The 13,736-nt window shown below is 37.3% G+C and carries 14 protein-coding genes; 3 read left to right on the top strand and 11 right to left on the bottom strand.

What is annotated here, in order from left to right; translation table 11 throughout:
* Positions 1–9 precede the first annotated feature (9 nt).
* On the bottom strand, positions 10–672 hold the full coding sequence (locus ACRX5O_RS13675; protein ID WP_433906459.1) for a YkyA family protein: 663 nt from the start codon (positions 670–672) through the stop codon (positions 10–12).
* A gap of 249 nt (positions 673–921) precedes the next feature.
* On the opposite strand from ACRX5O_RS13675, the gene def reads away from it, so the two are divergent.
* The 3 genes from def (at position 922) to rnjA (ending at position 3,871) form a co-directional block, all read left to right on the top strand.
* Positions 922–1,476: a peptide deformylase gene (gene def, locus ACRX5O_RS13670; RefSeq protein ID WP_433906458.1), complete on the top strand. Its 555-nt coding sequence runs from the start codon at positions 922–924 to the stop codon at positions 1,474–1,476.
* Between the two features lie 511 nt (positions 1,477–1,987).
* Positions 1,988–2,200, top strand: a complete 213-nt coding sequence (locus ACRX5O_RS13665) for a DNA-dependent RNA polymerase subunit epsilon (protein ID WP_433906457.1) — start codon at positions 1,988–1,990, stop codon at positions 2,198–2,200.
* Positions 2,201–2,203: 3 nt separating this feature from the next.
* Positions 2,204–3,871 carry a ribonuclease J1 gene (gene rnjA, locus ACRX5O_RS13660; protein WP_433906456.1) on the top strand — a complete coding sequence of 556 codons (1,668 nt, stop codon included), beginning with the start codon at positions 2,204–2,206 and terminating at the stop codon, positions 3,869–3,871.
* A 222-nt stretch (positions 3,872–4,093) separates the two neighbouring features.
* Here rnjA and ACRX5O_RS13655 read toward each other — a convergent pair whose 3' ends face one another.
* The 10 genes from ACRX5O_RS13655 to ACRX5O_RS13610 all read right to left on the bottom strand — a co-directional run bounded on the left by ACRX5O_RS13655 (position 4,094) and on the right by ACRX5O_RS13610 (position 13,570).
* Positions 4,094–4,753, bottom strand: a complete 660-nt coding sequence (locus ACRX5O_RS13655) for a potassium channel family protein (RefSeq protein ID WP_119707379.1) — start codon at positions 4,751–4,753, stop codon at positions 4,094–4,096.
* A 96-nt stretch (positions 4,754–4,849) separates the two neighbouring features.
* Positions 4,850–6,676: an ABC transporter ATP-binding protein gene (locus tag ACRX5O_RS13650; protein WP_433906455.1), complete on the bottom strand. Its 1,827-nt coding sequence runs from the start codon at positions 6,674–6,676 to the stop codon at positions 4,850–4,852.
* Between the two features lie 10 nt (positions 6,677–6,686).
* Positions 6,687–8,441: an ABC transporter ATP-binding protein gene (locus ACRX5O_RS13645; protein ID WP_433906454.1), complete on the bottom strand. Its 1,755-nt coding sequence runs from the start codon at positions 8,439–8,441 to the stop codon at positions 6,687–6,689.
* Positions 8,442–8,584: 143 nt separating this feature from the next.
* Positions 8,585–9,040 (bottom strand): TlpA family protein disulfide reductase, encoded by a 456-nt coding sequence (locus tag ACRX5O_RS13640; protein ID WP_433906453.1) that lies wholly within the window; start codon positions 9,038–9,040, stop codon positions 8,585–8,587.
* An 81-nt stretch (positions 9,041–9,121) separates the two neighbouring features.
* On the bottom strand, positions 9,122–9,664 hold the full coding sequence (locus ACRX5O_RS13635) for a peroxiredoxin (RefSeq protein ID WP_251516148.1): 543 nt from the start codon (positions 9,662–9,664) through the stop codon (positions 9,122–9,124).
* A 186-nt stretch (positions 9,665–9,850) separates the two neighbouring features.
* On the bottom strand, positions 9,851–10,972 hold the full coding sequence (locus ACRX5O_RS13630) for an N-acetyldiaminopimelate deacetylase (protein ID WP_433906452.1): 1,122 nt from the start codon (positions 10,970–10,972) through the stop codon (positions 9,851–9,853).
* A gap of 61 nt (positions 10,973–11,033) precedes the next feature.
* Positions 11,034–11,744, bottom strand: coding sequence for a 2,3,4,5-tetrahydropyridine-2,6-dicarboxylate N-acetyltransferase (dapD, locus tag ACRX5O_RS13625; RefSeq protein ID WP_119707373.1), 711 nt, complete (start codon positions 11,742–11,744; stop codon positions 11,034–11,036).
* Between the two features lie 73 nt (positions 11,745–11,817).
* Positions 11,818–12,696 (bottom strand): transcriptional regulator CcpC, encoded by an 879-nt coding sequence (gene ccpC, locus ACRX5O_RS13620; protein ID WP_391558393.1) that lies wholly within the window; start codon positions 12,694–12,696, stop codon positions 11,818–11,820.
* A 68-nt stretch (positions 12,697–12,764) separates the two neighbouring features.
* Positions 12,765–13,208 (bottom strand): cyclic-di-AMP-binding protein CbpB, encoded by a 444-nt coding sequence (cbpB, locus tag ACRX5O_RS13615; RefSeq protein ID WP_433906451.1) that lies wholly within the window; start codon positions 13,206–13,208, stop codon positions 12,765–12,767.
* 125 nt (positions 13,209–13,333) lie between these two features.
* A complete protein-coding gene (locus ACRX5O_RS13610) occupies positions 13,334–13,570 on the bottom strand; it encodes a YkuJ family protein (RefSeq protein WP_066059865.1) in 237 nt (78 codons plus the stop codon).
* Positions 13,571–13,736 lie beyond the last annotated feature (166 nt).

Raw genomic sequence — 13,736 nt, 5'->3', positions numbered from 1 at the left:
AAGCCGACCTTATTTGGTCGACTCTTCTATTTCTAGTCCTGATAGTTCATAAAAGGCATGCTTTGTATCATTATATTCCTTCGTTAGCTCATTAAATTTTTCGTTGGCTGCAATAACTTGTTCGTATATTTGATTTATTTTAACTATTTGTTCCTCAAGTTCTCCTAAAGACCTTTCCTCTGCTTTTAGCATATTATACAGATTTTTGTCCTGCTCGAGGCCTTGCGTATATGCTTTATAAAGCTCATCATGGGTACGATATCTTTCAGTCATTACGGAATATAATTCGTCTGCTTTATTTTTTACTTGCTTCTCATCAATTTTCTCAATTAAAGGTTTCACTCGTTTAAATTCTTCTTCTGAGTTCTCTAGGCTTTTTTGTTCATTTTCCATGTGAACTTGTCTTTTATCTACTATTTCTATAGCTTCATCAGACTTTTTTACAATATCATCAAGATTCTTTGTTCCAAGTGCCATTATCTCTTCATATAATTGTTGCTCGTCCTTTTCTAACTGCACTAACGGTTCCTGCTGTTCTTCAAACAAGGCTTCTTTTTCTACCACATCTTCTAATACTTCGTGAATTTGTTCGGGAGTTGATTGAAAAGGACTACAGCCTGACAAAAACATGACAAAACAAATGATACCTAATAAAAGTTGATTTTTACGCACAATTTAGCCCTCCTATAACAATTTAACTATATCTAGTAGTGGGATGAATGACAATACTATTACAATGCTTTTATTTTAAAAATTGGCTAGGCTTGTCCGTTTTGTTACATCATATTTCTAAACATACATAAATATGTATTAAATAAGCAAAATCCGGAAAGGATGATTAACTTTTGATCCAAACTTTGATAGACTATTATCGATAAACAACGGACGAGTGAAAGTCTTGTAACTTAGGAGCGTGTATTTATGATAACAACGGATGATATCATACGGGATGGACATCCAACCTTACGTAAAGTAGCCGAGGAAGTTTCCATGCCTCCCTCTCAAGAAGATATTGAACTGTTAACAAGTATGCATGAATATTTAGTAAATAGCCAAAATCCAGAAACCGCAATGAAGTATCAGTTACGAGCTGGAATTGGCATTGCAGCACCACAGATTAACGTTTCGAAAAGAATGATCGCAATTCATGCAAAAGATGAAAAAGACCAACTCCATAGCTATACATTATTTAACCCAAAAATTATTAGCCATTCCGTAGAAAAAGCCTACCTTACCTCTGGCGAGGGATGTCTCTCTGTAGATGAAGCATTCCCCGGGTTTGTGCCAAGATATTCAAAAATTACTGTTAAGGCATTTGATCTACAAGGAAAAGAAGTTAAACTTCGTTTAAAAGGGATTATGGCAATTGTTTTTCAGCATGAAATTGACCACCTTAACGGAGTGCTGTTTTATGATCATATCAACAAAAAAGACCCATATTACGTACCTGACCATTCAATTGCCGTAGAAAGATAATTATGGCTGCTGGTAAAACTACCAGCAGTTTTTTTATGAATTCACTAAAATACCAACTTTATCCACGAGAAAAATTGTTAAAACATCATATAATATAAGTAGAAGAAATGCTTCCGGGACAAATTTTCTTTACTTTGGACAAGGATCGTTTGAATATTATTTGTAAGGAGATGATCCACCATGTTAAAGAAGCTTAGAAAAAAGCTTGTTAGGCAGTGGAACGAATTATTACGTAAAAAAACAATTGCATAATTTTTTACCTTCCTGGCTTGGGGCTTCCCCAAGCCAGCTCTTATACTATATATTTTTTCTAAGAGAAAGCCCTTCTAAACTTGCGAAGGGCTACTTCTTTATTGTAAAGTTAATCATTGCTACTACATATTCTTTTGCAATAATGTAAAATAATGGTTAATTCTACATAATCCTACTATTAAACGAGAAAAAACATGAAATACATGTTATTTTTAGATATAATAGAAAAAGTTACTATCGGAATAAGGAGAGATTTTTTATGATTTTTAAAGTTTATTTTCAACAAGACAAATCACAGGTACCTGTAAGAGAAAAGACAAAAACCGTTTATGTTAAAGCGGATTCAGAACGAGAAGTCCGTACAAAATTGGCAGACCAACCATACAATATCGAGTTTGTTACACCAGTAACGGGTGCATTCTTAGAGTATGAACAACTAAATGAAGATTTTAAAGTATTGGAGATTGATTAATTTATGAAATTTGTTAAGAATGATCAAACGGCCGTGTTCGCCCTTGGCGGCCTTGGGGAAATCGGTAAGAATACGTATGCAGTTCAATTCCAAGATGAAATTATCTTGATTGATGCCGGTATTAAGTTTCCAGAGGACGAGCTACTTGGAATTGACTACGTTATTCCTGATTACACTTACCTAGTGAAAAATGTGGACAAAATTAAAGGCCTTTTTGTTACACATGGACATGAGGATCATATTGGTGGAATCCCTTATTTATTAAGAGAAGTAAATATTCCTATTTACGGCGGAAAACTTGCACTTGGCTTAATTAAAAATAAGCTTGAAGAACACGGATTACTTCGCACGGCTAAATTAATCGAGATTAAAGAAGATGACATCATCAAGTTCAGAAAAACATCGGTTACTTTCTTTCGAACTACCCATAGTATTCCGGATTCATATGGAATAGTAGTGAAAACACCTCCTGGACAAATCGTCCACACTGGAGATTTTAAATTCGATTTCACTCCAGTCGGGGAACCTGCTAATTTAACAAAAATGGCGGAAATCGGTAAAGATGGCGTGCTTTGTTTGTTGTCCGATAGTACAAACAGTGAAGTCCCTGATTTCACTATGTCAGAACGACGCGTTGGTGAAAGCATCCAGGATATTTTTAGAAAGGTAGAAGGGCGCGTTATTTTTGCTACCTTTGCATCTAATATCCACCGCCTTCAACAAGTAACAGAAGCTGCTGTAGCACACGGTAGAAAAATTGCTGTATTCGGTAGAAGTATGGAAGCAGCTATTCGCATTGGACAAGAATTAGGTTATATTCGTGCACCGAAAGATACATTTATTGAGCCACAACAAATTAATCGGATTCCAGCTAATCAATTAACGATTCTTTGTACAGGAAGTCAAGGCGAGCCTATGGCAGCTCTTTCACGAATTGCCAATGGAACTCATCGTCAAATTCAAATCAATCCTGGAGACACTGTTGTATTCTCATCTTCACCAATTCCAGGAAACACGGTTAGTGTAAGTCGTACGATCAACATGCTGTTCCGCGCGGGAGCAGATGTTATTCATGGATCATTAAATGATATTCACACTTCTGGTCACGGTGGACAACAGGAACAAAAGCTTATGCTACGACTGATTAAGCCTAAGTTCTTCATGCCTATCCACGGGGAATATCGCATGCAAAAAATGCACGCTAAACTAGCAGTGGATTGTGGAGTAGAAGAAGAAAACTGCTTTATTATGGATAATGGTGAGGTTCTGGCTTTAAGTGAAGATACTGCACAAGTTGCTGGAAAGATTCCATCTGGAAATGTTTATATCGATGGAAGCGGAATCGGCGACATCGGTAATATCGTTTTAAGAGACCGTCGTATCCTCTCTGAAGAAGGACTAGTCGTTGTTGTAGTAAGTATTAATATGAAGGACTTTAAAATTGCTGCTGGTCCTGATATCATCTCTCGCGGGTTTGTGTATATGAGAGAGTCCGGTGACCTGATTAACGATGCTCAATCGCTAATTTCTAAGCACTTAAATAAAGTGATGGAAAGAAAGACAACACAATGGTCGGAAATTAAAAATGAAATTACCGACACTTTATCTCCTTTCCTATATGAAAAAACAAAGCGTCGTCCAATGATCCTACCGATCATTATGGAGGTATAGAAAGGCGGAAGCGACCGTTTAGCAACGTATGGACTGGAGAGCTTCGACTGAGATAAAGGAAACACGGAGAGCGATAGCGATTCGATGTTGACTTATCGTAGGGAGATGATCGAAGTACACTAGTTGCTGGGCGCTGGAGCTGGACAATTTCCAAAGTACAAACTTCTTTACCTCATAAGTAAAACTTAAAGCCACTCTAAAAAAGAGTGGCTTTTCTTTGCATTATTGGATGACTTTCTTTTCAAAACGATTGATGTCTACATCTGCACCAATAACGATTAAGACGTCATTTGCTGCAATAGGTTCATTTGCTTGTGGTGATACAATGATATTATTTCCTCGCTTAATAGCAACAATGTTAATACCGTATTTCGCACGAATATCCAAATCGATAATAGTGTTCCCTACTAGACGGTCACTTGCAACAATCTCGACTATACTATGCTCATCTGAGAGCTCAAGATAATCTAACACACTGTTTGATATGATATTATGAGCAATTCTTTTCCCCATGTCTCTCTCAGGATGAACCACATGGTCTGCACCAATTTTTCTAAGTACCTTCTCGTGATAATCATTTTGTGCTTTTACCGTAATATTGTTTACACCAAGCTCTTTTAAAATAAGCGTAGTTAAAATACTCGCTTGTATATCATCCCCAATGGCAACGATCACGTGGTCAAAATTACGTATACCAAGACTTTTTAGAACTGACTCATCAGTCGAATCTCCTACTACGGCATGAGAAGCAATCATCGAAAACTCATTCACTCGATCTTCACTATTATCAATAGCCATAACCTCCATACCCTCTTCAGCAAGCGCACGGCAAATACTTCCTCCAAAACGACCGAGTCCAATGACAGCAAATTCTTTTTTCATAAAAAGGTTCCTCCGAATACTGTTGAAGTATTTTACTATTTTAGCACAAAGGACTAAAAGGAAAAAGCCCCCATCTTAGGTTGGGGGACAACTCCATTAACTCGCTGTGTTCATGGTAAATTGTGCTTTTACTAGAGAATAGTATTCTCCTTGATAACTCATTAATTGTTCATGATTACCCTGTTCAATTATTTCACCATGATCTAAAACAAAGATTTGATCTGCTTCACGTATCGTAGATAAACGGTGAGCGATAATAACAGCTGTACGGTTTTTTAATAAAGTCTTTAAGGCATTTTGAATCTTTTGTTCAGACTCTGTATCTATACTTGCCGTTGCTTCGTCTAAAATAAGAATTTTGGGGTCCGCAAGCAAGGCTCTAGCAAAGGAAATTAACTGTCTCTCCCCTACGGAAAGAACATTTCCTCTCTCTTCTACCTCTGTTTCATACCCATTAGGAAGTCTTTCAATAAACCCATTAGCACCAACTGCCCTTGCGGCTTCTTTTGCCTCTTCCTCCGAAGCCTCGGGGTTTCCAAATAATATATTTTCCATAATCGTACCGGAAAATATGAATGTATCCTGCAGTACCACACCAATTTGTTTTCTTAAGCTTTTTAACGAAACATCCTTTAAATCAGTACCATCGATAGTTACTGTACCACTAGTCGGATCGTAAAACCGGCTAATTAAGTTTGCAATTGTTGTTTTCCCTGAACCAGTATGCCCTACAAGGGCAACGGTTTGACCGGCTCTCATCTCCAAAGATATGCTTTTTAGCGCTTTACGATTTGAATCGTAGGCAAACTCAACTTTATCAAACTCGATTTGTCCCTGAATATTTTCGAGTTCAATGGCTGCGTCCTTCTGAGACACAATCGGCTTTTCGTCCAAGAATTCAAAAATACGCTCAGAAGATGCCATCCCCATTAACAATTGATTATATACTTGGCCAAGCCTTGAAATGGGCTCCCAAAACATCCCTAAATAAAAGGCAAAGGACACAAACTCACCGATCGTTATCGATTCGTTTTGAATCAGACTAGCTCCAAACCAGATGAGAACAGCTGTCCCGACCGCATTCGTTAATTCGACCATTGGGCGGAACATTGCATTTTTTTGAGAGGCCTCTCTCCAGCTTTGAAAATTCTCAGTATTCACACCATCAAAAAACGCCATGTTCTCCTGTTCCTGTGTAAAGGACTGAGTAACTCTTATACCTTGTATACTTTCATTCAGATGAGAGTTTAGTTTTGACTGCTTGAGACGTACAACCTGCCATGATTTTCTAATATTCCTTCTAAGACTTGTAGAAATAAAGAACATGATTGGTAAGATAACCATAATTGCTAATGTTAATTCGGGACTTAATGTAGCCAATATAACCATTACACCTATCAGAAGAATAACATCCATTAATAGGTTAATAACTCCATTCGTAAATAACTCCTGAAGAGAATTGATATCATTCATAATTCTTACAAGAATGGAACCTGCTGATCTTTGGTCAAAGAATCGATGCGAAAGGTTTTGTACATGTGTAAAGAGGTGCTTCCTTAAGTCATATATGACATTTTGGCCAAGCTGATTCATCCATTTTATCCGGAAGAAATTCGCTATGTAAGAAGCCACATATAAACCAGAAATTATAACTACAAGTGTAGTTAGGAGTTTCACATCCTTATTTACAATTGCTCTGTCTAACGTGTACACCCCTATCAATAGCGGGATAATAAGTCGTACAGCTGTGTTGATCAGTACCATAATCATTGAGAAGGGAAGTAAATTGTTCCGATATGGTTTCATATAACTGAACAATCGTAGCATCTGCTTCCAGTTAAACGGTTTATCAATTATCTGGTCTTGTGAATACTCAAATCTTTTTATTGCATTCTCACTAACACGTGGTTGTTTCTTACTCATATGATCCCCCCTATCCGATATGCGATTGCATAATTTGCTTTTGATCTTGGTATTGAATATCATAAACACGTTGATAAAGTCCGTTTTGGTTTACTAGTTGTTCATGGACACCTCGTTCTGCAATTTTCCCTCTATCTAGAACCAGAATTTCATCAGCATGCTTAAGCGATGAAATTCTATGGGCAATGATAAATGTTGTTCGCCCTTTCATAACCTCTTGAAGTGCTTGCTGTATTTTATATTCGGTTTCCATATCAACAGCACTTGTAGCATCGTCTAAGATAAGTATACTTGGGTTCACACAAATCGCCCTTGCGATTGCAATTCGCTGTTTTTGACCTCCTGATAATCCCATTCCACGTTCCCCAAGCATTGTGTCGTATCCATCGGGTAGCTCCATAATAAAATCATGTGCTTGAGCCCTTTTCGCTGCTTCAACGATCTCTTCCATTGTCGCCTCTGGTCTTCCATAAGAGATATTTGCTTTAATGGAAGACGAAAACAGAAAGGATTCCTGTAACACAAACCCAATATTGCTTCTTAGAGATTTAAGTGCGTAATTGTTTACCCTCTCACCGTCAATTAATACTTCTCCTTCAGTAACGTCGTAAAATCTAGTGATGAGCTGTGTAATGGTGGTTTTACCTGACCCAGTAGCGCCTAGTAGCCCAATTTTCTTTCCAGGCTCAGCAACAAAAGAAACATCATATAAGGCCTTAGAATCATCCTCAGTGTATTTAAAGGTAACGTTCTTAAACTCTACCTTTCCTAGCAATCTATCGACAGTTAATTGTCCATCATTCTCCTCAATCTCTCCCTCTGCTTCAAGAATTTCCAAAAGCCTTTCTCCAGAAGCTTTCGATTGAGAAAATAAATTAATAACAAATCCTAAGTTCATAATCGGCCACATAATGTACCAAACCAAACTGTAAAAGGCCACTAACTCTCCAGGTTTCAGCTCTTCTTGGATGACGAGGTATCCCCCGTAAGATAACAATAAAACGACGCTAATATTACCTAGCAACTCCATTAGTGGAAAATACTTTGCCCAAATATTGGAGGTAAAAATATATTTATCTTTATAGTCACCATTTGAATGGTTAAACTTTCCGATTTCAAAGTCCTCTCTTGATAATGACTTCACCGTGTTGATACCACTAATATTTTCTTGCACTTTTGTATTTAATTTCCCAAAGGATTTTCGAATTCCTCTAAATGCAGGATGAACAGCTTGATCGAATTTATAAACAACGACCGCTAAAAACGGAAGTGTGATCAAAGTAACAATGGTTAGTGGAACAGAGTAGTAGAACATAACACCAAAAGTGATACCAATTAAGACGATAAAGCGTATCAACTCTGAAAACCCAAATGAGAGAAAAAAACGAAACCCTTCAACATCTGCCGTTAACCTCGACATAAGATCTCCCGTTTTGGCATTATCGTAATAGCGGAACGGTAAATACTGCAGCTTTTCATAAAGGCGATTTCTCAGCTTATAAACGGAGGTTATTCCGAACAAGTCTCCTGTATATTGGTGAATATACGTTCCAATCCCCTTGATAACCATAACACCCACAAAACCTAAGCTAACGATTGGAATCCATTCGTACCTCCCCCCCAGCACAATGTCGTCAATCGTTATTTGAAGAATAATTGGGTATATTACAGTGATTCCTGTAATAAGTAATAGAAATGACATTGACCATAAGAAATAGCTTTTATAAGGCCAGTAAAATTCTTTCAGCTTTTTAAAAACCTCCATGAAAATCCCCCTTCATTTGTCAGAATTTCTAAAAAATTCATGAACATAGTAATAAATATATCGGTTTTCGAAATAAATTTCCACCCTTTTACAACATTTTTTCATATAAAAAAAAGACTAGGGATCCTAGTCTTTTAAAAATTTTACTCTGCTTTTTCCATTTCATCTAAAACACGATTTACGCGTTTTTCTAGCATTTTCATTCCGCTTCCACCAGCTTGGAAATGACGAAGATTTCCATCTTTATCAAACACATAGTAGGCAGGTACGTACTGATTTTCAAATGCTTCCGTTAATTTATGTTCGCTGTCAACAAAGATTGGTTGTGTAATTCCGTGTTCGTCAGCTGTTTTCTTGATTGCTTCAAGATCTAGATCTTCTTCGCTTCTTGGCATATGAACAGCGATAACATTTAATTTATCTTTATAATCATCACGGAATTGATTCACTTGTGGCATTGCCTCTTTACATAAGTAGCAGCTTACTGACCAAAAGTGAATTAATGTAGGTTTTGCACCGACTAAGTCAGCTTTAGCTACCTCACCATTTAACCATTCTGTTGCACCAGTTAACTCTGGCATTGGCGCTCTAAGTTTCATTTTACAACTCTCCCTGTAAATAATTTTCATAACTTAAAGAAAAGACCTAACATTACGTTAAGGCCTTTTCCACTTTGTTGATTAAAGAGTTTTTTGACCTGGCTTCCAGTTTGCTGGGCAAAGACCACCAGTTTGTAGTGCTTGAAGTACACGTAATGTTTCATCTACGTCACGACCGATATTGTTGTGGTTTACTACAGAGTACATCATTTCACCTTCTGGGCTGATAATGAATAGACCACGTAAAGCAATACCTTCTTCTTCAATTAATACTCCATATTCGCGTGAAACAACATGGTTTGTATCAGCAGCTAAAGGATACTTAAGATCACCAAGTCCGTTGTCTTTACGATCTGTGTTGATCCAAGCTAAGTGAGTGTGAATAGTGTCAGTAGACACTCCAATTACTTCAGCATCAAGGTCTTCGAACTCATCGTAACGATCAGACAATGCAGTGATTTCTGTAGGACATACGAAAGTGAAATCCATTGGATAAAAGAAAAGAACAGTCCACTTATCGTTTTTCATGTTTTCTTCAAGACTTACTTTACCGAATTCCTTATTTGCAAGTACAGCATCCATCGCAAAGCGTGGAGCTTGTTTTCCTACCATACGTTCTGCCATTATAAATCCCTCCGTGTAAAAATATGTAGATATTGTGAAAAAAAATACAAATACAATTATAGTAGTAACCTAATGCTTGAGTCAATTGTTATGAAGGAATAGATGTTAAAAAAGAGTTATTATTAAAATAGCACCTAACCCACTATATGGTTTGCCCTATTTTTTTGTAAAATAAACTCTCTTATTTTAATTTCCTTTATAATTTAAGTATGAGGTTAGAAGCATAATCGCTTTCTCAATTGCATCTTCATTGGGATTTAATTTTGAATGATGTAGTCCATGCTCAGACTCAACCCCTAGCCAAAACATGAAGCCAGGTATCTCTTCTAGCATGTATCCAAAATCTTCTCCTGTCATCGCTTCCTTACATTCAATCACGTGAACCGAGGATTGTTCCTCGACAAAATTCATAAATTCTCTTGTTATGGAATGGTCATTATATACTTGATGATACATACTACCGTAATCTATCTTAACCTCGCACTCGTATCCAGTAGCTACCCCTTGTACGATAGACTCGATTCTTTTTTTCACTTTTTTCATCGAATCAACCGAGAGGGTCCGTATCGTGCCTTCTAGTCTAGCCTTCTCAGCAATGACATTCTGAACAGTCCCACCAGTAATTTTTCCAATTGTAATAACGGCGCTATCCAAGGGATCAACATTTCTACTAATAATCGTTTGTAGTTGACTTACAAGGCTGCAAGCGGCAATTACCATATCATTCGTTTGGTGAGGATAGGCGGCATGTCCACCTTTTCCGACTAAGTCAATAAAGAGTTCAGATGTATTAGCAAATAAAAGACCTTCTCTTGTTGCAATTGTACCAACAGGATACTCCGGTGCAATATGCAAGGCAAGAATCATATCAGGCTTCCACTCTTGCATTTCCCTAGACTTCAGCATAGGTTCTGCCCCACCGGGACCTTCCTCAGCAGGTTGAAATATAAACAGCATGTCATCCTGAATAGGGTGGTGGACTATGTGAGTTAATACTCCTAATCCAATACTCATATGAAAGTCATGGCCACAAGCATGCATTTGTTCTGCATGAGTAGACTGAAAAGGAAGTTTGGTTTCTTCTTTTATTGGTAGCCCATCAATGTCGGCGCGATAACCAATTAGTTTTCTTGGATTTAACCCATGTACCTTTACAAATAAACCTGTTTCCCATTTCTTTACTTCTAACCGCTCTTTTGGCAACGATTCAATATATGATAGTAAATATTTCTGCGTTTTAAACTCCTGAAAGCCAAGCTCAGGGATTTGATGCAAGTCTCTCCGAATATGAACAAACGGATTACTCATTACTTCTCCCCCTTTATTTAAGGAGAAAGCGTGGATAGGAATCCACGCTCTCAAGAATGTATTATAGTTGACGTAATGCTTGGATTACTTCTGTTTTTGATAATGTTTTCTCATCCGCTTGTTTGATGACACGAGCAGGAACACCTGCAACTACTGCACCAGCTGGAACGTCCTCGATGACAACTGCACCAGCAGCTACACGAGCACCTTTACCAACGCGAATTCCTTCTAGTACAACAACATTTGCTCCAATAACAACATCATCCTCGATCACAACAGGGCTTGCAGAAGGTGGTTCAATAACCCCTGCTAACACAGATCCAGCACCGATATGGCAGTTTTTACCTACAGTAGCTCGTCCACCTAAAACAACGTTCATGTCGATCATCGTTCCTTCACCAACTACCGCACCAATGTTAATAGATGCGCCCATCATGATAACAGCATTGTCACCAATTTCAACTTGATCACGAATAACAGCACCTGGCTCAATACGCGCCTTAATGTTTTTCATATCTAAAAGTGGAATAGCTGAGTTTCTTCTGTCATTTTCAACAACATAGTCCTCAATTTTCCCCTTGTTTGCTTCTAATGCTTCACTAACTTCGCTCCACTCACCAAATACAACTCCTGTATTTCCAGTGATAAAGGCCTTTGCGCTTGCACCAAAGTCAATTCCTTCAAGATCACCTTTTATGTATACCTTAACTGGTGTTGCTTTTTTGCTATTTTGAATAAACGAAATGATTTCGTTTGCATCCATCATTTTCATATCTTTCCCTCCAATTTGTACAATCTAAAAATTACTTTAACAAACAACCGCATTCAAGACAAGTGGGAACCCTTTAGCTTTCATTAATAAATTCTTTAATAATTTCCACAAATGCTTGCACCTGTTTTAACTTAAAGGAAGATTCATAACCCATGAGCCAAGTGTCCCGTTTTAAAGGCATTCCGGCTTCGTCAAGTAACGGAATTTTAAATATATCCTTATCCATCTGATTTAATGTAATAGCTGGTAATATTGCAAAACCAATTCCATTCAGAGCCATCTGTTTACATGTTTCAATTTGATCCACGACTAAAGTTCTTTTTGGTGAGGTTTGAAAATTCCGATACCACCAATCTTGGATTTCCTGAAAATAATTAGAATCACTTTTAAACTGAATAAATGGTCGATCTGTTTTCAATACCTGTTCCGGGCTTGTGATCACCTTGTCGACTAAATAAAGACTATCTTCGAATAAATGCATCTTTACACCCTTCCACTCAGGTGTACCACGGATGATTCCGATATGTGCTTGATCTTCATACAGCGCCTTTGAAATCTCACTGCTCCAGCCAGTTATTAGAGCTATTTTTGCATGAGGATATCTGTTCATGTACTTCTTTAGTACTTTGGGAAGCCAGTTTTGACCTACTATGGAAGCTACAGCTATTTTTAAGGTTCCATATACCTCTGTATCAAGCCCGTGTATCGCTTCTTTTACTTTTTCTTCTTTCCCTAATACTTCGTTGGCAAACTCAATAACAAGTTCTCCTGCTGGAGTAAGTGTTAATCCCTTTTGTGAACGAATAAATAGCTTAGTTCCCCATTCTTTCTCAATCGTTTGTAGTCTTTGGGAAAGAGCAGGCTGAGAAACAAATAATCGCTCTGCGGCTTTTCTCATATTCATTTCAGTTGCTAGTACGGATAATAATTGAAACTCTGATAGTGTAGACACAACATCCCTCGGTTAATAAGTTTTACTTATATTATAATTGAAAAAAGCCCCCAAAAGGGAGCACATCTTTATTTATTTAATTTTTTTATATGCTTATTTAAGTGAAACAAAACAGTTCTACGAGTTAAAATCCCTTCAAAAATCCCCTCTGCACTTTCGATACAAATAAACGGGTGATCGATAAGAGTTTCAAGAGAGCTTTTTATACTAGCATCAATTGATATCCGAGGAACATCTTTATTCATGACCTCTTCAACCTTCTTTTCCTCAAGTTTCTCAAACTCAATCCGCTCTAGGCCTAATATAGACTCCATAATAATTGGAGTACTTATTAATCCATGAAGCTTATAATGTGGATCAAGAACAGGTATAGCGGTATATCCACTTTTCGTTAACACTAATAAAGCATGCTCTAAATTGTTTTTAACTTGCACATGTGCCACGCGTTCGGACGGTATCATCAAATCTCTAATATTAATTTCTAAAAATTCCCCACTGTGAAGACTTATCATTGTCGAAAACTCCTCATCTCTTGTTTTCAGCTATATTTATTTTATCACAGTTTGAAAGGGTTTGCTCTTTTTAACTTCTTTACATACAAAAGGGACCAATAAATGGCCCCTCTATGTATAGGTGGTTACTGTATGAGATCAAAGATTTCAATAGTAATCATATCGATGTTGTCGAATTGGTATCTCTTCGGTTTTTCTTTGTCATTGTATACTTCTAGTTCAAATGTTTCTGTTTTTGGGTGAAAAGTAACCTGACACTTTCTTTCTCCATTAACTTCAAAAAAGCGTTGAGCTGGCTCACCTGAACTCGCTTGCTCTTGAAGATTTTTTAAACGTGTAATGATTCCTTGAAGCTGCGACATACTCTCTCTCCTTTCGAAACAAACCTATTGATACTCCTAGGTTTCTCTTTTGACATGTTTCTATACGAAAAAAGAAATCAGAAAATTCGTGCCATCCTTCTTTACATGCCAATATTAACAGCATAAAATAATGAAGGGTATTTGTACAAGGAAAAGTATAAAAAAG

The organism is Robertmurraya mesotrionivorans, from assembly GCF_050971805.1.
Taxonomy (GTDB): Bacteria; Bacillota; Bacilli; order Bacillales; family Cytobacillaceae; genus Robertmurraya_A.
This window is presented reverse-complemented; position numbering and strand designations above follow the sequence as displayed.

What these genes read in the sequence shown, in the direction of transcription:
- def (WP_433906458.1), top strand. Translation starts at nt 922, where the DNA reads ATGATAACAACGGATGATATCATACGGGATGGACATCCAACCTTACGT.
- ACRX5O_RS13665 (WP_433906457.1), top strand. Translation starts at nt 1,988, where the DNA reads ATGATTTTTAAAGTTTATTTTCAACAAGACAAATCACAGGTACCTGTA.
- rnjA (WP_433906456.1), top strand. Translation starts at nt 2,204, where the DNA reads ATGAAATTTGTTAAGAATGATCAAACGGCCGTGTTCGCCCTTGGCGGC.
- ACRX5O_RS13655 (WP_119707379.1), bottom strand. Translation starts at nt 4,753, where the DNA reads ATGAAAAAAGAATTTGCTGTCATTGGACTCGGTCGTTTTGGAGGAAGT.
- ACRX5O_RS13650 (WP_433906455.1), bottom strand. Translation starts at nt 6,676, where the DNA reads ATGAGTAAGAAACAACCACGTGTTAGTGAGAATGCAATAAAAAGATTT.
- ACRX5O_RS13645 (WP_433906454.1), bottom strand. Translation starts at nt 8,441, where the DNA reads ATGGAGGTTTTTAAAAAGCTGAAAGAATTTTACTGGCCTTATAAAAGC.
- ACRX5O_RS13640 (WP_433906453.1), bottom strand. Translation starts at nt 9,040, where the DNA reads ATGAAACTTAGAGCGCCAATGCCAGAGTTAACTGGTGCAACAGAATGG.
- ACRX5O_RS13635 (WP_251516148.1), bottom strand. Translation starts at nt 9,664, where the DNA reads ATGGCAGAACGTATGGTAGGAAAACAAGCTCCACGCTTTGCGATGGAT.
- ACRX5O_RS13630 (WP_433906452.1), bottom strand. Translation starts at nt 10,972, where the DNA reads ATGAGTAATCCGTTTGTTCATATTCGGAGAGACTTGCATCAAATCCCT.
- dapD (WP_119707373.1), bottom strand. Translation starts at nt 11,744, where the DNA reads ATGAAAATGATGGATGCAAACGAAATCATTTCGTTTATTCAAAATAGC.
- cbpB (WP_433906451.1), bottom strand. Translation starts at nt 13,208, where the DNA reads ATGATAAGTCTTCACAGTGGGGAATTTTTAGAAATTAATATTAGAGAT.
- ACRX5O_RS13610 (WP_066059865.1), bottom strand. Translation starts at nt 13,570, where the DNA reads ATGTCGCAGCTTCAAGGAATCATTACACGTTTAAAAAATCTTCAAGAG.